15 protein-coding genes are annotated in these 16,218 nt (G+C 66.3%); 5 read left to right on the top strand and 10 right to left on the bottom strand.

The features are described 5' to 3' along the window. Nucleotides 1-36 precede the first annotated feature (36 nt). Nucleotides 37-657 carry a carbonic anhydrase gene (locus AWC12_RS15000; protein WP_024446879.1) on the bottom strand — a complete coding sequence of 207 codons (621 nt, stop codon included), beginning with the start codon at nucleotides 655-657 and terminating at the stop codon, nucleotides 37-39. Between AWC12_RS15000 and AWC12_RS15005 the strand changes: the two genes are divergently transcribed. Continuing rightward, nucleotides 656-1,555: an iron-sulfur binding domain-containing protein gene (locus AWC12_RS15005; RefSeq protein ID WP_024446880.1), complete on the top strand. Its 900-nt coding sequence runs from the start codon at nucleotides 656-658 to the stop codon at nucleotides 1,553-1,555. The genes AWC12_RS15000 and AWC12_RS15005 overlap by 2 nt on opposite strands. A gap of 3 nt (nucleotides 1,556-1,558) precedes the next feature. Here AWC12_RS15005 and AWC12_RS15010 read toward each other — a convergent pair whose 3' ends face one another. Further along, complete coding sequence (locus AWC12_RS15010; protein ID WP_024446881.1) at nucleotides 1,559-2,539, bottom strand: GlxA family transcriptional regulator; 981 nt, start codon at nucleotides 2,537-2,539, stop codon at nucleotides 1,559-1,561. Nucleotides 2,540-2,611: 72 nt separating this feature from the next. Here AWC12_RS15010 and AWC12_RS15015 point away from each other — a divergent pair, with 72 nt between their 5' ends. Continuing rightward, a complete protein-coding gene (locus AWC12_RS15015; RefSeq protein WP_085175247.1) occupies nucleotides 2,612-2,863 on the top strand; it encodes a hypothetical protein in 252 nt (83 codons plus the stop codon). Here the strand turns inward: AWC12_RS15015 and AWC12_RS15020 are convergent. Continuing rightward, entirely contained in the window at nucleotides 2,837-3,613 is a 777-nt protein-coding gene (locus AWC12_RS15020) for an alpha/beta fold hydrolase (protein WP_085175249.1), read from the bottom strand. The genes AWC12_RS15015 and AWC12_RS15020 overlap by 27 nt on opposite strands. A 39-nt stretch (nucleotides 3,614-3,652) precedes the next feature. Between AWC12_RS15020 and mhuD the strand changes: the two genes are divergently transcribed. Further along, entirely contained in the window at nucleotides 3,653-3,982 is a 330-nt protein-coding gene (mhuD, locus tag AWC12_RS15025) for a mycobilin-forming heme oxygenase MhuD (protein ID WP_085175251.1), read from the top strand. Further along, nucleotides 3,951-5,321 (top strand): serine hydrolase, encoded by a 1,371-nt coding sequence (locus AWC12_RS15030; RefSeq protein ID WP_420087720.1) that lies wholly within the window; start codon nucleotides 3,951-3,953, stop codon nucleotides 5,319-5,321. The genes mhuD and AWC12_RS15030 overlap by 32 nt, the downstream gene beginning before the upstream one ends. On the opposite strand, the gene AWC12_RS15035 is transcribed toward AWC12_RS15030, so the two are convergent. The 4 genes from AWC12_RS15035 to AWC12_RS15050 form a co-directional block, all read right to left on the bottom strand. Then, a complete protein-coding gene (locus AWC12_RS15035; protein ID WP_085175253.1) occupies nucleotides 5,311-5,868 on the bottom strand; it encodes a histidine phosphatase family protein in 558 nt (185 codons plus the stop codon). The two genes, AWC12_RS15030 and AWC12_RS15035, sit on opposite strands and share 11 nt — an antisense overlap. Before the next feature lie 6 nt (nucleotides 5,869-5,874). Beyond that, nucleotides 5,875-6,675: a CbtA family protein gene (locus tag AWC12_RS15040; RefSeq protein WP_085175254.1), complete on the bottom strand. Its 801-nt coding sequence runs from the start codon at nucleotides 6,673-6,675 to the stop codon at nucleotides 5,875-5,877. Between the two features lie 27 nt (nucleotides 6,676-6,702). Continuing rightward, nucleotides 6,703-6,918 (bottom strand): CbtB domain-containing protein, encoded by a 216-nt coding sequence (locus AWC12_RS15045; RefSeq protein WP_085175256.1) that lies wholly within the window; start codon nucleotides 6,916-6,918, stop codon nucleotides 6,703-6,705. Between the two features lie 161 nt (nucleotides 6,919-7,079). Further along, entirely contained in the window at nucleotides 7,080-10,484 is a 3,405-nt protein-coding gene (locus tag AWC12_RS15050; protein ID WP_133057338.1) for an Ig-like domain-containing protein, read from the bottom strand. Between the two features lie 242 nt (nucleotides 10,485-10,726). Between AWC12_RS15050 and AWC12_RS15055 the strand changes: the two genes are divergently transcribed. Further along, nucleotides 10,727-11,359, top strand: coding sequence for a TetR family transcriptional regulator (locus AWC12_RS15055; protein WP_085175260.1), 633 nt, complete (start codon nucleotides 10,727-10,729; stop codon nucleotides 11,357-11,359). A 19-nt stretch (nucleotides 11,360-11,378) separates the two neighbouring features. Here the strand turns inward: AWC12_RS15055 and clpC1 are convergent, their stop codons facing one another. The 3 genes from clpC1 to lysS form a co-directional block, all read right to left on the bottom strand. After that, nucleotides 11,379-13,928 carry an ATP-dependent protease ATP-binding subunit ClpC gene (clpC1, locus tag AWC12_RS15060; protein WP_085175262.1) on the bottom strand — a complete coding sequence of 850 codons (2,550 nt, stop codon included), beginning with the start codon at nucleotides 13,926-13,928 and terminating at the stop codon, nucleotides 11,379-11,381. 299 nt (nucleotides 13,929-14,227) lie between these two features. Continuing rightward, on the bottom strand, nucleotides 14,228-14,569 hold the full coding sequence (lsr2, locus tag AWC12_RS15065; protein ID WP_024446892.1) for a histone-like nucleoid-structuring protein Lsr2: 342 nt from the start codon (nucleotides 14,567-14,569) through the stop codon (nucleotides 14,228-14,230). Nucleotides 14,570-14,675: 106 nt separating this feature from the next. Then, nucleotides 14,676-16,193: a lysine--tRNA ligase gene (gene lysS / locus AWC12_RS15070; protein WP_085175263.1), complete on the bottom strand. Its 1,518-nt coding sequence runs from the start codon at nucleotides 16,191-16,193 to the stop codon at nucleotides 14,676-14,678. Between the last annotated feature and the right edge of the window lie 25 nt (nucleotides 16,194-16,218).

Genomic DNA, 16,218 nt, shown 5'->3' on the forward strand with positions numbered 1-16,218 from the left:
TCACGCCGCCCTGTTCGACGTTGCCCGGCGTGTCGCCTAGCTTTCGCCGATGTCACCGATATGGTCGCGCAGCACCACCTGTCCGTCGGCCAGCTGGTACGTCACTCCGACGATCGCGAGCCGGTTCGCGGCCACCGCGTCGGCCACCGCGGTCGAACGCTCGAGTAGCTGCTTGCCGGTCTCGGTCACGTGCCGTGCTTCGAACTCGTCAACCCGCGTCAGTCCTTCGCGGCGACCCGCGAGGATCGACGGCGTCACGCGCTCCACCACGTCGCGGATGTAGCCACCCGGGACATCGCCGGTGTCGATGGCCGCCAGTGTTGCACCGACGGCGCCGCAGCTGTCGTGGCCGAGCACGACGATCAGGGGCACGCTGAGAACGTTCACCGCGTACTCGATGGAACCGAGCACGGCGCCGTCGAGCACATGCCCCGCGGTACGGATGACGAACATGTCGCCCAGGCCCTGATCGAAGATGATCTCGGCGGCCACTCGGCTGTCGGAACAACCGAACACGATCGCGGTCGGATTCTGGGCCCCGGCGAGGCTGGCTCGGTGCGCGGCACTCTGGCTAGGGTGCTCGACCTTCCCCGCGACGAAGCGCTCGTTACCCTCCTTGAGTGCTTTCCAGGCTGTCAATGGACTCGTGTTCGGCATGGCGGTCATTCTGCCCCAGGCGGTCCCGGTGATCGATGCGAGTACGTTGATTGATTGGTATGTGCGCGCTCAGCGCGACCTGCCGTGGCGAAGACCGGGCGTGTCGGCGTGGCAGATTCTCGTCAGCGAATTCATGCTGCAGCAGACGCCCGTCGCCCGGGTGGAGCCGATCTGGCTGGCGTGGATCGCCCGCTGGCCCACCCCGTCTGCGACCGCCGACGCCGGAGCCGCCGATGTGTTGAGGGCCTGGGGCAAGCTCGGTTACCCGCGACGCGCCAAACGGCTGCACGAGTGTGCCACCGTGATCGCGACCGAGCACGGCGATGTGGTCCCTGACGACGTGGACACCCTGCTGAGCCTGCCCGGCATCGGCACCTACACCGCCCGCGCCGTCGCCTGCTTCGCCTATGGCAAACGGGTGCCGGTGGTAGACACAAATGTGCGGCGAGTGGTGGCACGCGCGGTCCACGGCCTGCCCGACGCGGGGTCGCCGTCGACGCGCGACCTCGCCGACGTCGAAGCGTTGCTCCCCGACGACGAGACGGCACCGCAGTTCTCGGTGGCGTTGATGGAGTTGGGTGCGACGGTGTGCACGGCCCGCAGCCCGCGGTGCGGCGTGTGCCCGCTGGAGCACTGTGGTTGGCGGGCACGGGGGTTCCCGGCGGGAACGGCGCCGGCCAAGCGAGTTCAGAAGTATGCGGGCACGGATCGTCAGGTCCGCGGCCGGCTCTTGGATGTGTTGCGCGGCAAGGACTCTCCGGTCACGCGCGCCGAACTGGACGTGGCGTGGACCGTCGACACCGCGCAGCGGGACCGGGCCCTGGACTCGCTTCTCGTCGACGGATTGGTGGAGCAGACCGCCGACGGACGGTTCGCCCTGTGCGGCGAAGCCGACTGAGGATCAGGCGATGACCGCGACGTCCTGGTCGGCCGCGTTGAAGCGCCGTCGGTAATCCGACGGCGTCACGCCGACGATCCGGCGGAAGTGGTGGCGCAGCAGGGTCGCGGTTCCGAACCCGGACCGCTCGGCGATCTGGTCTATGTCGAGCGTGGACTCCTCAAGCATGCGGCGCGCGTACAGCACCCGCTGATCGGTGACCCACTGCATCGGGGTGCGGCCCGTCTCCTCCACGAACCGACGCGCAAAAGTTCGGCCCGACATGTGGGCTCGGCGCGCCAGCGTCGTGACGGTGTGCGGCTTGTCGAGGTTGGCCAGGATCCAGTCGAGGTGCGGCGCGAACCGCTCCGAGCACTTCACCGGGATAGGCTGGTCGATGTACTGCCGCTGACCACCGTCGCGCTGCGGCGGCACCACCATGCGGCGGGCGATCTTGTTCGTGATCTCGCTGCCCAACTCGCGACGCACCAGATGCAGGCACGCATCGATACCCGCGGCGGTGCCCGCGCTGGTGATCAGGTTTCCGTCGTCGACGAACAACACGTTGCGGTCGACCTTGGCCGTCGGGAACATCTCGGCCAGCGCGTCGGCGTGCATCCAGTGCGTCGTACACGGCCGACCGTCCAACAGGCCCGCCGCACCCGCGACGAAAGCGCCCGAGCAGACGGTCAGGATCGTCGACCCGGCTTCCGCAGCCCGCCGCACCGCGTCCAGCGCCTCGGGCAGATAGGTGCCCCCCTGGCTTGCGATCGCGGGGATGGCGACCAGGTCGGCGCCGATCAGGTCGTCGAGCCCGTGGTCGGGCACGATCGTCGCGCCGACCGACGTCCGTAACGGTCGGCCCGGCTCGGGTCCGCACACCTTGAAGTCGAAGTTCGGGACGCCCTCGGCCGAGCGGTCGATACCGAACACCTCGCAGACGACGCCGAACTCGAAGACCGCGAGGCCGTCGAGAACCAGCACCGACACCGTCTTTATCGCCATGGCAGTATCTTATCGACGGCTGTCGCTTCTGCCACTGTTGGCGGTAAGTTGTTCAAGCGGAGCATTACTGCCATGAGTACTGCCCTGGCCTTTCTGATCCTGATCGCACCGTTCGCCCTAGCCGCGCTGCTGGCTTGGGCAGCCAACCGTTCCGGCTCCCTGCGCCTGCATGCCGACCAGTTCCGGTGGGCCGCACCGATGGCAGGCCGACTGTTCGAAGACCGCGATTCCTACCGGATCCAGCACGACGTCGACGCCATCCGCACCCGGTTCGAAGAGCACCCCAGCTGGCCCGTCTCAAGCGCGTCGGGTGAACGTCGATAAGAACGCCTCGACGGCCTCCCGGTATTTCATTGGGGCGTCATCGTGGATGAGATGACCCGCGCCGGGCACGTGCACATACGTCGCCCGGCTCGCCATCTCGGACATCGCCACCATCTGTCCCTGCGGGGCCACCGACCCCTCCGCCTCCAACAGCAGCGTCGGCACCGACACCGCGCGCCACTGCTCCCAATAGTCCCGTCGCCCCCATTCCGCCGCGATCTCGATCCACGTCTCGGGATGACCGTGTAACCGCCAACCCGACTCCGTCCGGTCGAACGCCTCAAGGAAGTACTGCCCCGCTACGGGTCCGAACTCCGCGAAAACCTGCTCCGCGGTATCGAACTCGACGGGCAGCGCGTGCACCCACGGCTCCCACGGGCCCGTCGTCCTGCCTCGGAAGTCAGGCGCCATGTCCTCGACCACCACGGCCGCGACCAGCTCGGGCCGCTCTGCAGCCAGGCACCAGGAGTGCAGCGCGCCCATCGAATGGCCGACCAGCACCGCCGGCTCACCCGAGCTCGCCACCGCCTCCTGCACGGCTGCGCCGAGGTCGGCGACGAACCGCTCCGTCGATATCGGATACGGGTCGGGCACGTCCCGGCCGCGGTGCCACGGGGCGTCGTAGGTGAAGGCGCGGCCGTGCTGCGTCAGCCACGGCAGCTGACGCGGCCATGTGCTTCCCCGGCCCATCAACCCGTGGACGAGCACCAGCGGACGGCCCTCGCCGCCGCGGCACGTCAGCAGATCCATTGGGTCATCATGCCGACCCCGCGCGGTAGCCTGAAGCCCATGTCCGCCAAGAACCCTGTGGTGAAGATCAACGCCATCGAGGTACCGCCCGACGCAGGTCCGGAGCTGGAGAAGCGGTTCGCCCACCGCGCGCACGCCGTCGACAACCAGCCGGGATTCCTCGGGTTCCAGCTTCTGCGTCCCATCAAAGGCGAGACCCGCTACTTCGTCGTGACCCAGTGGGAATCCGAAGACGCTTTCCAGGCGTGGGCGTCCGGGCCTGCCATCGAGGCACACGCCGGTGAGCGCAAGAACCCCGTGTCCACAGGCGCGTCGCTACTCGAGTTCGAGGTCGTTCTTGACGTCGCAGGGACCGAAGAAGGGGCGTGACGCGGGCCGGGCCCGGCGCCGAGCGATCACCTGTGCGGTCGCGCTCGTCTCTGTCGCGGCCCTGGCCTGCGGTTGTGCCGGCCCCCGGCCGGCGCCGGCCGATGCGGCGTACGGCGTGCCGATCCAGATCAACACTCCTCAGGGTCTGCGAGCCAAGCAGACCATGGACATGCTCAACAGCGACTGGCCGATCGGCGAGGCCAACGTCCGCACCATGGCGGTCCCCGATCTCGTCGAACACGTCGGAGTGACGCTCGACCGGATCTGGTGGGACCGCCCGTTCGCCGTGACCGACGTCGAGGTGGGTGCCGGATACGTCACGATGGACGTGGTCAACTCCTACCGCGTGGCGCAGACCATCCGCCTGCGTACCGACGAAGCGGGCATGATCGACCGGTTCACCGTCGATCTCGTCAAACCCGAGATCGACGAGTGGAGCGATATCGACGAGCAGCTGACCTCCTCGGGTGCGCGGTACTCGTACCAGGTGGCCAAGGTCGACAACGGCCGGTGCGAGAAGATCGCGGGATCCAACACCGATGAGTCGCTGCCGTTGGCGTCCATCTTCAAGCTGTACGTGCTGCTTGCGGTCGCCGATGCGGTGAAGGCCAACACGCTGGAGTGGTCCGACACGCTGACTATCACCGAAGAAGCCAAGGCCGTCGGCTCGTCGGGGTTCGACGAGCTCGAGCCCGGGGCGACCGTGACAGTGCGCGACGCCGCGCAGCAGATGATCTCGGCCAGCGACAACATGGCGACCGACCTGCTGATCAACCGACTCGGACCCGGCGCGATCGAGCGCGCACTGGTCGCGGCCGGGCACCACGATCCCGCGAGCATGACGCCGTTCCCGACGATGCACGAGCTGTTCTCGGTCGGCTGGGGCACACCCGATCTGCGCGAGCAGTGGAAGACCGGCTCTCCGGCGGTGCGCGCGCAGCTGCTTGCGCAGACGAATACCCGCCCCTACGAGCCGGATCCGAAACGCACGCACATGCCCGCGTCCGAATACGGCGCCGAGTGGTACGGCAGTGCGGCCGACATCTGCCGGCTACACGCCGCGCTGCAGCGGGGCGCCGTGGGCGAGGCCGCACCGGTGAAAGACATCCTGTCGTTCCTGCCCGGCATCGACCTCGATCGCGCCGAATGGCCGTACATCGGGGCGAAGGCGGGCAACTTGCCCGGCGACATGACGTTCAGCTGGTACGCAGTCGACAAGACCGGCCAGCCCTGGGTGGTGAGCCTGCAGTCGAATTGGCCGGAGTTCCGCAGCCAAACCGCAGCGGCCTGGCTGATGTCGATCGCGCGGCAGACGTTCGACCTGATCCCTAGGGGTTAGACCGGAGGGTCCACGCGTGGCCGCGGAAGTGCATCACCGTACGGCCCACCGGCGCAATGTCGATGCGCCAGAACGATTTCGGCGGTGCGTCCAGCGTGACCAGAACGGCCGCGCGTACAACCGCCGGGTGCGTGACGGCCACGATGCGGGAGTGTTCTGCGCGGCCTGCGGTGAGCGAGTCCATCCACCGGCCGACGCGCGCGACCAATTCGACGACGGACTCACCGCCGTGCGGCGCGCGTGTGGGGTCGGTGAGCCAGATCGTCATGTCGGTCGGCGGCACCCGGGCGAGGAAATCTCCGCGCCACCGGCCACAGTCGAGGTCGGCAAGCCCGGCCTCGATGGCCGGAGTCAGGCCGAGCAGCTCCGCAGTCTGCTGGGTGCGCGACTCCGGGCCGCAGACCGCGTGATCGCCGGCCTCGACGTCCACTGCCTGGATCTGCCTGCGGCCCAGGTCGTTGACAGGCTCGTCGGTGGGGAATCGTCCGGCTGCCATCGCATCGGTCATGGCGTGCGACACGAAGGTCAGCCGGACGACCTCACTCATTCAGAGTCACCGTGCGACGGGCTGCTTTCGTTCGCTGAGCAGGCGCGACACCAGGGCGGCGAACACCACGCCGATGGTCGCGTAGATCACGACCTGTGTCCCGAACGAGTACAGGCGGAAGTCGTAGAGCAGGTCCGCCGGGAAACCCTCGTAGACGATGACGCCTGCGTCGTCGACCAACGGGCCGGGGGTCTCGTCGATCGTCGGCAGGACCAGCATCACGACGGCGATCGCGACGACGTAGGCCGCCCCCGCGGCCAGCGTCGCGTTCCAGGCGCCCAGCTTCGGCGCCCACCGCCTGCCCAGCACGACGGCGCCGACCAGGATGGCCACCGACAGCACCACCATGGCGAGGTACAACAACGTCCGCTGACGGATGGTCTCGTCCAGGCTCAGCGCCGGCGGGCTGGCCGGATACTTCAGCGCGGGCACGACGTAGAGGCTCAACAGCATGCCACCCGCAACGTAGAGCGACGTCAGGCGGGCCGAGATGTTGCCGACCCTGCCGTAGGTCACGGCGAACGCGACGGCGAACAATGCGCCGATGGCCAGACTGAACAGCAGCACGCCGAGCCCCATGCCGATGTTCATCTGCACAGCGCGAGTGAACCCTCCGCCGTCCTCGCCGTGGCTGTGGCCTGCGACTCCTGCCGCCGTCTCCATCGCCTCGTGTGCCGCGGCGATGCCGTCCTCATAGCCGATGGCCAGTTCGATCTGCGGTTCGACGAAGATCCGCGCGAAGATGAAGGCGAGTACGCCTGCGGCGGCGCCGGCCAGCAGGCCGCGCCCGATGATCTGCTTCTCCATGTTCTGTTGTCCCTGTCTGCCGGTAACTCAGTGGCAGGGGAAGCCGAGAAGGTGTCGGGCGTCGTGTACGAACTCGTGAATATAGGTGTTGCTGCCGAAGACCGACGTCGCACCCTGATCCATGCCGATGAAGTAGAGCACCGCGAGCGCGAAGAACGCGGTCAACGAAAGCCAGAGGGCGGCCTTGGTTCCCGAGAAGTCGATGGCCCCTGCGTGTCTCTTGCTCGCCTCAGGAGAAGTCATGTGTGGTTCCTTTCCGGGATTTCGCGTCCCGACCAGAGGTGCGACGGACACCGGGTCTGACTCTCACAGTGGCGCGACCGTTCTGGAATCCCACCAGATTCCGAAGCCCGTCGATTACTCGAGCATCTTAAGCAGCACATGTCACTTTCGGACACCCCGCGTCACGCCTCATTCGAGTTCGGGTCGACGTCGACGATCCAGGCGCCGTCGCTGGTGCCCTGATACACCGTCCCGATGCGCGAATCCACCAGCAGACCGCCCGCAACCGTCCCGCCGGGCAATGCGTCGGTGAACCTCACAGTGCCGTCCTGGAGGAGCGTCGACACTCGGGTTTTGATGCCGTCGGGCTCGAAGCTCTGGGTGGTCAGGTAGGCCGCACCGGTACGTGGGTTGATGAGAATGGGCCCGACCGGAACACCGACGGGGCCCGCATCACCGTCGTCGGGACCGACGTAGCTGACCGCCGAGCCGTCGGCACTGATCACGGCGACCGTTTTCACCGGTTGCTCCGGGAAGCCACGCTCGATCACCAGGTAGGCCTGGCCGGTGACGGTATTCGGCGCGATCACATAGCGACCCTGGCCGGCGCCGGCAGCGAAGATTCCCGAGGCGTTGCGTAACTGCAGGGTGCCGCGAGCGCCGTCGCGGCTGATCACGGTGACGCGGCCCGGGCTCTCGGTGGTGGCGCCGAAATCGATGACCTCCTGATACACGACGCCGGTCACGGGGTTGATCACCGGCGGATTGGTCGGGAAACCGGCGAGGTCGTAGGACATGCCCGGGATGCCGTCGCCGCAAAATGTTGTCAGAGTGGCGGTTCCATCGACGAAGGTGCCGGTGCGGGTGGTGACGTAGGTGGTGCCGTCGGAGGGGTCGACGACGGGCTCGCCGACCAGCCGGCCGGTCAGCGTGTGGACCGTTCCACTGCTGTCGACGACGCTGATGGAGGTGACGTCTCCGACCGCGGAGGTCACGAAAACGCTGCTGCCGGAAGGGTTGACGATGATCGGTCCGGTGACCCCATCGGGGAGCAACTCGGTACGTGCCGCCCGGTCGGCAATGGTCACGACTGAGCGGGACTGCGAACCAGGCGCCGCGACGACGAGATGCACAGCGCCGCTGCGGGGGTTGACCGCGAGATTGCCCTCGACAAACCCTGGCCCCTCGAACACCTGGTTCACCGTGGCGTCGGTCGCGACCCGCAACACGGTGACCACCGGCGGCGAGCCCGGCGCGGGTAGGGCGCTGACCGGAACGTAGGCCGCCCCGCTCGCAGTGTCGACGACGACGTCGCCCACCACCGAGCCGTTGTATCGAAGCAGCTCGACACCGTTGCCGTCGGGGTCGATACCGGTCAGCACGGTCGCTCTCGCCGCCCCCTGCCGGATCTGCGAGAGCTGGTAGGTGATGCCGGTAACCGGGTTGACCACCGCATCGCGGATCGGCTGGCCGTCGACGGTATGGGTGATGATCGTCCCGTCACCGCGGATCACGGTCAGGTTCGTGGTGGGCTGAAAGGTGGCGCTGTCGAGTCCCTGGGTGACCAGCACACGCTGCCCGGTGATCGAGTTGACGGCGAGGCCGCCGTGCGGTGTGCCCGGGATCGTTCTGGTGACCAGGAAGGTGCCGTCGGCGGCGAAGACATCCAGTCGGGTGCTGCCGAGGTCTGCGGCAGAAACGGCGGGCCGCACCAGGAACGCCGCTCCGGTACGACCGTCGAAGTCGATCGTCGTCGCAGGCGCGCCGAGAAAGGTGTCGCTGATGGTGCGGCCGTCGGCGGTCAATCGGGTGACACTGGTGAATGTGGCGCCGGTCGAATCGCTGCTTGTGGTGACCAGGAACGCGACCCCGGACACCGGATTGATCGCAATCGGGGACGCATTCTGGATCTGGACCCGCTCACTTCGGATCAATCCGTCGGGACCCGCCGAGATGATCGTCGCGTAGGTCGGCGACAGTCCGTTCTGGGCATTGTCGCGATCGACGAAAATCTCCGCGGCATAGACACGGCCGGTCTTCGGATCGAGCGCGAAGGGCCGTTCGAAACGGTAGAAGCTTCCGCCCTGGGCTTGACCGAGATTCACCGGCACCTGGTAAACGAGGGCGTTATCGGTGGCATCGATAGGCACGGAGATGCTGACGACCACCGGCGCATTGACGCCGTCGGACACGGTGACGGTGAAGGTGTCGGTCGTGGCGCCGCCCGCGTACGCGGCGGCCGCCCGCGCGATAGGAGCCGGGGTATAGGTGACGGTGCCGTCGGGTGCCAGAGTGGCAGTGCCCCGGGTCGGACCACCGCTGACCGTGGCGGTGACGCCGGGCCGTCCGATCTCGGTGCCGGTGATCCGTCCGGTGACTGCGCCGGTCTTGGCGTCGACGGTGGCGACGGTGAAGGACGGATCGAGGTCGAGCTGCGGCACGGTGATGGTGACCGCGGTGACGGTGGTGTGCCCCCGAGCCGGGGCGAGGAAGCCGAACAGGCCGTCGGGCCCGCTGTCGGTGACGGCGACGACGAAGGTGTCCGCGCCGGCGAAGCCCGCGGCGGGGGTGTAGGTGTACGCGCCGGTGCTCGCGTCAACGGTCAGCGTGCCGTGCGCCGGATCTCGGAGCACCTCGAAGGTGATCTCATCGCCGTCCGCGTCGAATCCTCCGAGGTTGCCGGTAATGAGCCCGGTCGCGGGATCCGACGAGGTCGGGGTCGGCTTGAGCTTCGGCGGCGAATTGAAGAACTGGCGCCGCGCGAATGCGAGCACCATCCACACCCCGGTCGCCGGCGGAGGGGCTCCCGGTACGCCGAACAGTCCGGGCAGGACCGCGAAGGGCGCCACCGCCAGGGCGACCAGTCCGGTGGCCGCGCTGATGAACGCTCCCGGAAGCCCGGCAAGGACGGCGGCCGGAGTGGGCGGCGCGACCGCCACCGGGCGAGTGGTCACCGGGGTGATGATCGGGGTGGCGGGCTCGGCGGCCTCGGCGGCAGCGGTGATTGCGTTCTCCGACGCTGTGGCCGCCCTCCATCCGGCCGACTCTGCGGGCGAGTCGGTAGGAGCGGTGGCGGTGGCGGCGCTGCGCAGCGACGCAGGTGTGGTGGAGGTTTGCGAGCCGTCGCCGCCGTTGTCAACTGTGTGTGTCAGCGCGTCGGCGCTGTCCGCGGCCTCGGTTTCATCCCCAGCCGGGCGTACCGGGTCGGTCTCAGTGTCGATGACGGGCGCAGTTTCATCGGCGGGCTCATCGGTCGTTACCGGCGTCGAGTCGATCTCGTCGGTGGTGGACGATTCCTCGTCGTTCCCGGCGGCGTCAGAATCCTCATCGGCTGCAGCGTCGTCGCCATCGACAGCGGCGTCACCATCGGCAGCGTCGTCGGGAGCGGTGTCGAGCTGGTCGCTCTCGGCGGTCTCGTCCGCAGTCTTCGCCGCCCCCTCCGAGTCCGACGTTGTCGCCGATGTACCTGCATCGGAGGTGTCGGACGTGTCGGCCCAGACTACTGCGGGTGTCGTTGCTGCGGCTGCACCGACGCCCAACGCGACCGCCAGCGCACCCACTCGACCGACAAACCGTCCGTCACCCATGACTGTCCTTTGCTCGGATCCAGGCCACAGGCTGTGAACAGTGCGCTCACCTGATTGATGTTTCCCCCACGGCGGGTTGAACGTACCGCAAGTGAAAGGTTTTCACTAGTGTTGCGCCGGTTCGTCACACAAAGACTTTTCGTTTGCTATCGGTCATCGCCCGGCGTCTGGTCCGCATGGGGGCCGCGCACGTGCCGATGGCGATGCCGTCGCCCCGGTGATTCACCTGGGACAGTGGGAGCGTGACACGTGGTCGATCGCCTCTGCGCAGGGACCTGATCGTCGACGCCGCGATCACGCTGATCGATGAACACGGGTTGGAACGGTTCAGCATGCCCAAGCTGGCTGCTGTGCTGTCCGTGCGCACCTCCGCGCTCTACAGGCATTTCGCTGATCGCGAGGCTCTGCTGGCCGCAATTGCGCGTGAGGTATCCGCCGGCGACGACCCGCCGGCGGCCGTATCCGCGGGCGCCGAATGGACGGAGTTCTTCGTGGCACAGGCGATGCAGTTGCGGCGACGCATCCTGCGTCACCCGGCCTGCGCGCCGCTCATCATTCAATTCATGCCCAAGGAGGGCGTGTTCGATCAGTACGAGGTGCTGTGCCAATTCCTTGCAGCCGCCGGCGTGCCGGCCGGGTACCACGTCCGCATCGTCGATGCGCTGACCGCACTCACCATTGGAGCGGCCGTACTTGCCGAAAGTGCAGCCGACTACACACCAGAAGGACGCGGACCAACACCCGATGCTGAGAAGCATCCGGCGCTGACCCGCGCCCTGACGGCAATCGGTGACGCCACCGCCGACGATCTGTTCGCCGGTTTCGTGCGCACCTACCTCCAAACGATCCTGGTCGAAATGGCCACCGAGGACTGATACCGAGAAACGCTGAGCGTTATTCGGCTGCAGACGCTCCTGCGGCACCGGCCTGCGCCAGATCCGGTTCGGCATCCGCGGCGGACTCGGAGCGCTTCGGCCCACCCGTGAAGGTGAACACCGCGTCCTCGCCCTGGCCTTCGCCGTCCCAGTTCTCGACGTCGACGGTGACGAGCTGGCCCGGTCCGACCTCGTCGAAGAGGATCTTCTCCGACAGCTGGTCCTCGATCTCGCGCTGAATGGTCCGGCGCAGCGGCCGGGCACCCAGAACAGGATCGAAACCGCGCTTGGCCAGCAGCGCCTTCGCCCTGTCCGTCAGCTCCATCGTCATGTCCTTGGCAGCGAGCTGCTTGGACACCCGGCCGATCATCAGGTCGACCATCTTGATGATCTCGTCCTGTGTCAGCTGGTGGAACACGATGATGTCGTCGATGCGGTTGAGAAACTCCGGACGGAAGTGCTTCTTCAGTTCGTCGTGAACCTTCTGCTTCATCCGCTCGTAGTTGTTCTCGCCGCCACCCTGGGTGAAGCCCAGTCCGACCGCCTTGCTGATATCGCTCGTACCGAGGTTCGAGGTGAAGATCAGCACGGTGTTCTTGAAGTCGACCGTCCGGCCCTGACCGTCGGTCAGACGCCCGTCTTCGAGAACCTGCAGGAGGCTGTTGTAGATCTCCTGGTGGGCCTTCTCGATCTCGTCGAACAGAACCACCGAGAACGGCTTGCGACGCACCTTCTCGGTGAGCTGGCCGCCCTCTTCGTAGCCGACGTACCCCGGAGGGGCACCGAACAGCCGCGATGCGGTGAAGCGGTCGTGGAACTCGCCCATGTCGATCTGGATGAGAGCGTCGTCGTCGCCGAACAGGAAGTTCGCCAGCGCCTTGGACAGCTCGGTCTTACCGACGCCGGACGGGCCGGCGAAGATGAACGAGCCCGACGGGCGCTTGGGATCCTTCAGGCCGGCGCGCGTGCGGCGGATCGCCTTGGAGACTGCCTTGACGGCGTCCTCCTGGCCGATGATCCGCTTGTGCAGCTCGTCTTCCATGCGCAGCAGACGGGTGGTCTCCTCCTCGGTGAGCTTGAACACCGGGATACCGGTCCAGTTCCCGAGCACCTCCGCGATCTGCTCGTCGTCGACCTCGGCCACGACATCGAGATCGCCTGAGCGCCACTGCTTTTCACGCTCAGCCCGCTGTGCGACGAGTTGCTTCTCCTTGTCGCGCAGGCTTGCTGCCTTCTCGAAGTCCTGCGCATCGATCGCGGACTCCTTCTCCCGGCGCGCGTCGGCGATCTTCTCGTCGAACTCGCGCAGGTCCGGCGGAGCCGTCATCCGGCGGATACGCATGCGTGCGCCCGCCTCGTCGATCAGGTCGATCGCCTTGTCCGGCAGGAACCGGTCGTTGATGTAGCGGTCGGCCAGGGTGGCCGCCGCGACCATCGCGGAGTCGGTGATCGAGACGCGGTGGTGCGCCTCGTAGCGGTCCCGCAGACCCTTGAGGATCTCGATGGTGTGCTCGACGGTCGGCTCGCCCACCTGGACCGGCTGGAAGCGGCGCTCCAGCGCGGCGTCCTTCTCGATGTACTTGCGGTACTCGTCGAGGGTGGTGGCACCGATCGTCTGCAGCTCACCGCGCGCCAGCTTCGGCTTGAGGATGCTCGCGGCGTCGATCGCGCCCTCGGCAGCGCCCGCACCGACCAGCGTGTGCAGCTCGTCGATGAACAGGATGATGTCGCCGCGGGTGTTGATCTCCTTGAGCACCTTCTTGAGGCGTTCCTCGAAGTCACCGCGGTAGCGGCTGCCCGCGACCAACGAGCCGAGGTCGAGGGTGTAGAGCTGCTTGTCCTTCAGCGTCTCCGGAACCTCGCCGTGAACGATTGCCTGGGCCAGTCCCTCGACGACGGCGGTCTTGCCGACGCCGGGCTCGCCGATCAGCACCGGGTTGTTCTTGGTGCGGCGGCTGAGCACCTGCATGACCCGCTCGATTTCCTTCTCCCGGCCGATGACCGGGTCGAGCTTGCCTTCCATCGCGGCGGCAGTCAGGTTGCGGCCGAACTGGTCGAGCACGAGCGAGGTGGAGGGGTTGCCCGCCTCACCGCCGCGGCCTCCCGTACCGGCTTCGGCGGTTTCCTTGCCCTGGTAACCGCTCAGCAGCTGAATGACCTGCTGGCGCACCCGGGTCAGTTCGGCGCCGAGCTTGACGAGCACCTGGGCGGCAACGCCCTCACCCTCGCGAATGAGCCCGAGCAGGATGTGCTCGGTGCCGATGTAGTTGTGGCCGAGCTGCAGCGCCTCGCGGAGGCTCAGTTCGAGCACCTTCTTGGCCCGCGGGGTGAAGGGGATGTGCCCGGACGGCGCCTGCTGGCCCTGCCCGATGATCTCCTCGACCTGGCTGCGCACGCCCTCAAGCGAAATGCCCAGCGATTCGAGTGACTTGGCGGCTACGCCCTCACCCTCGTGAATGAGTCCCAGCAGGATGTGCTCGGTGCCGATGTAGTTGTGGTTGAGCATCCGGGCCTCTTCTTGAGCCAGGACGACAACCCGACGTGCACGGTCGGTGAATCTTTCGAACATCCGTGGTTACCTGCTCTCCATCGCATAGTGGAGGTGCCTGCACTGCTGCCGTTGCGATCCAGCCGTGATCCAGTGCTGTGCACCTACGCCGTCCACTCTAATGGGCGACGGCATCGGGCGCCCCGCCTGTCGCTCCCAATCGGGTGACAACACGAGCGGCAGATGGAAACCACCCCACGCTGCCAGGAGTAACGAGAGGCGGCTGCAAATCGTTTCCCGGGTCACCGGCAAAAAGGTTCGCCTCTAGCGAACGCGAATGAGATTTCGGAAAACGCCGGATGCTGGCGTTTTACCGAGGCCTAGGTGGCCTCGTGGAAAGCGTCAATTACGTCGGCAGGAATTCGGCCGCGAGTTGACACATTGTGTCCGTTTCTGCGAGCCCATTCCCGGATTGCCGCGCTCTGCTCGCGGTCGATCGCCGCGCGACCCCGACCCGTACCAACGGAACGTCCACGCCTGCGGCCACCGACGCGGCGACCAGCGTCCACCCATTGCTTCAAATCATTTCGAAGCTTTGCAGCGTTCTTTGCAGAGAGGTCGATCTCATAGCTCACACCGTCGAGACCAAATTCCACAGTCTCGTCAGCGGCACCTTCACCGTCGAAATCATCGACCAAGGTGACGGTAACTTTTTTTGCCATTACCCCACTGCCCTTCCCAGATACCAGATGCGCGGAATGCCCCACATCTCGGGCACCAATCTGCCATAAATGGCCGAACCATTCAACAAGGCTCGATTCGCAGAGTTCAGTTGCCGTGTCGGCGAACAATCGGGAACAAAACCGTCTCCCTAATCGACAACCCCGTCAGCGCCATCAACAACCGATCGATTCCCATTCCAGTCCCGGTGGTCGGCGGCATACCGTATTCCAGTGCGGCGAGAAAATCCTCGTCAAGGGCCATTGCCTCATCGTCGCCTGCAGCAGCGGCGCGCGCCTGGGCCTCAAACCTTTCCCGCTGAATGATGGGATCGATCAACTCCGAGTAGCCGGTCGCCAACTCGAAGTTACGGACATAAAGATCCCATTTTTCCGTGACGCCCTCGATGCTTCGGTGCGGACGGGTCAGGGGCGTGGTCTCCACCGGGAAGTCACGCACGAACGTCGGAGCGTACAACTTGTCACCGACCGTGAATTCCCATAGTTCTTCGATCAATTTTCCATGCCCATACCCGCGATCGCGCGCAATCTCGACCCCGAGCTCGTCGGCGATACGCCAAAGTCGTTCAGCGGGGGTCTGCGGCGTGATCTCTTCACCGAGAGCCTCAGACAATGACGGATACATGGAAATGGACTGCCATTCCCCGTCGAGGTCGTACACGCTGCCGTCGGGCAGCGGAACTTGGCGGGTTCCGATCGCCTCGTCGGCAACCTCTTGAATAAGTTCACGGGTCACCAGGGCGGAATCGTCATAGGTGCCGTAGGCCTGATAAGTCTCCAGCATCGCGAATTCCGGAGAATGCGTGGAGTCCGCTCCTTCGTTTCTGAAGTTTCGATTCAGTTCGAAGACCTTGTCGAATCCCCCGACCACACAGCGCTTCAGGAACAACTCGGGAGCGATGCGCAGGTAGAGGTCGGCATCGAGGGCGTTGGAGTGCGTCACGAACGGGCGCGCAGCGGCCCCGCCTGCCAGAGTCTGCAACATCGGCGTCTCGACCTCGAGAAAGCCGCGCCGTTCCAGGGCCGAACGCACCGCCCGCACTACTGCCACGCGCTGGCGCGCGATCGCACGGGCTTCCGGCCGCACGATGAGGTCCACATACCGCTGGCGGACCCGCGATTCCTCGCTCATCTCCTTGTGGGCGACCGGGAGCGGACGAAGCGCCTTGGACGCGATCTGCCACGAATCGGCCAGTACCGAGAGTTCCCCGCGGCGCGAACTGATCACCTCGCCGTGCACGAACACGATGTCACCAAGATCGACATCGGCCTTCCACGAATCCAGTGACTCCTGGCCCACCTGATCGAGGCTGATCATCACCTGAAGCTGCGCGCCCTCGCCCTCCTGAAGCGTCGCAAAGCACAGCTTCCCCGAGTTGCGCGCGAAGATCACCCGGCCCGCGACGCCGACAAGATGACCGGTCTTGGTGTCCGCGGCCAGGTCGGGATACGCGACACGCAACTCCGCGAGGGTGTGGGTGCGGTCGACCTTCACCGGGTAGGGGTCACGTCCCTCGGCAAGCAGCTTCTCGCGTTTGGCCTGACGGATCCGGAACTGCTCGGGGATATCGCCGAGAGAATCGTCAGGAGAATCTGGGGGCGTCACGACGAGCCAGCTTAAATGAACACGT

Origin of the sequence: Mycolicibacterium iranicum, from assembly GCF_002101705.1 — a bacterium.
GTDB classification, from domain to species: Bacteria; Actinomycetota; Actinomycetes; order Mycobacteriales; family Mycobacteriaceae; genus Mycobacterium; species Mycobacterium iranicum.

Bases quoted from the DNA above. Each gene is read 5' to 3' on its own strand.
- AWC12_RS15040 (WP_085175254.1), bottom strand. From the start codon at position 6,675: ATGGAGAAGCAGATCATCGGGCGCGGCCTGCTGGCCGGCGCCGCCGCA.
- AWC12_RS15005 (WP_024446880.1), top strand. From the start codon at position 656: ATGGCGGTCATTCTGCCCCAGGCGGTCCCGGTGATCGATGCGAGTACG.
- AWC12_RS15020 (WP_085175249.1), bottom strand. From the start codon at position 3,613: ATGGATCTGCTGACGTGCCGCGGCGGCGAGGGCCGTCCGCTGGTGCTC.
- AWC12_RS15050 (WP_133057338.1), bottom strand. From the start codon at position 10,484: ATGGGTGACGGACGGTTTGTCGGTCGAGTGGGTGCGCTGGCGGTCGCG.
- AWC12_RS15000 (WP_024446879.1), bottom strand. From the start codon at position 657: ATGCCGAACACGAGTCCATTGACAGCCTGGAAAGCACTCAAGGAGGGT.
- AWC12_RS15015 (WP_085175247.1), top strand. From the start codon at position 2,612: ATGAGTACTGCCCTGGCCTTTCTGATCCTGATCGCACCGTTCGCCCTA.
- clpC1 (WP_085175262.1), bottom strand. From the start codon at position 13,928: ATGTTCGAAAGATTCACCGACCGTGCACGTCGGGTTGTCGTCCTGGCT.
- mhuD (WP_085175251.1), top strand. From the start codon at position 3,653: ATGTCCGCCAAGAACCCTGTGGTGAAGATCAACGCCATCGAGGTACCG.
- AWC12_RS15010 (WP_024446881.1), bottom strand. From the start codon at position 2,539: ATGGCGATAAAGACGGTGTCGGTGCTGGTTCTCGACGGCCTCGCGGTC.
- AWC12_RS15045 (WP_085175256.1), bottom strand. From the start codon at position 6,918: ATGACTTCTCCTGAGGCGAGCAAGAGACACGCAGGGGCCATCGACTTC.
- AWC12_RS15035 (WP_085175253.1), bottom strand. From the start codon at position 5,868: ATGAGTGAGGTCGTCCGGCTGACCTTCGTGTCGCACGCCATGACCGAT.
- lsr2 (WP_024446892.1), bottom strand. From the start codon at position 14,569: ATGGCAAAAAAAGTTACCGTCACCTTGGTCGATGATTTCGACGGTGAA.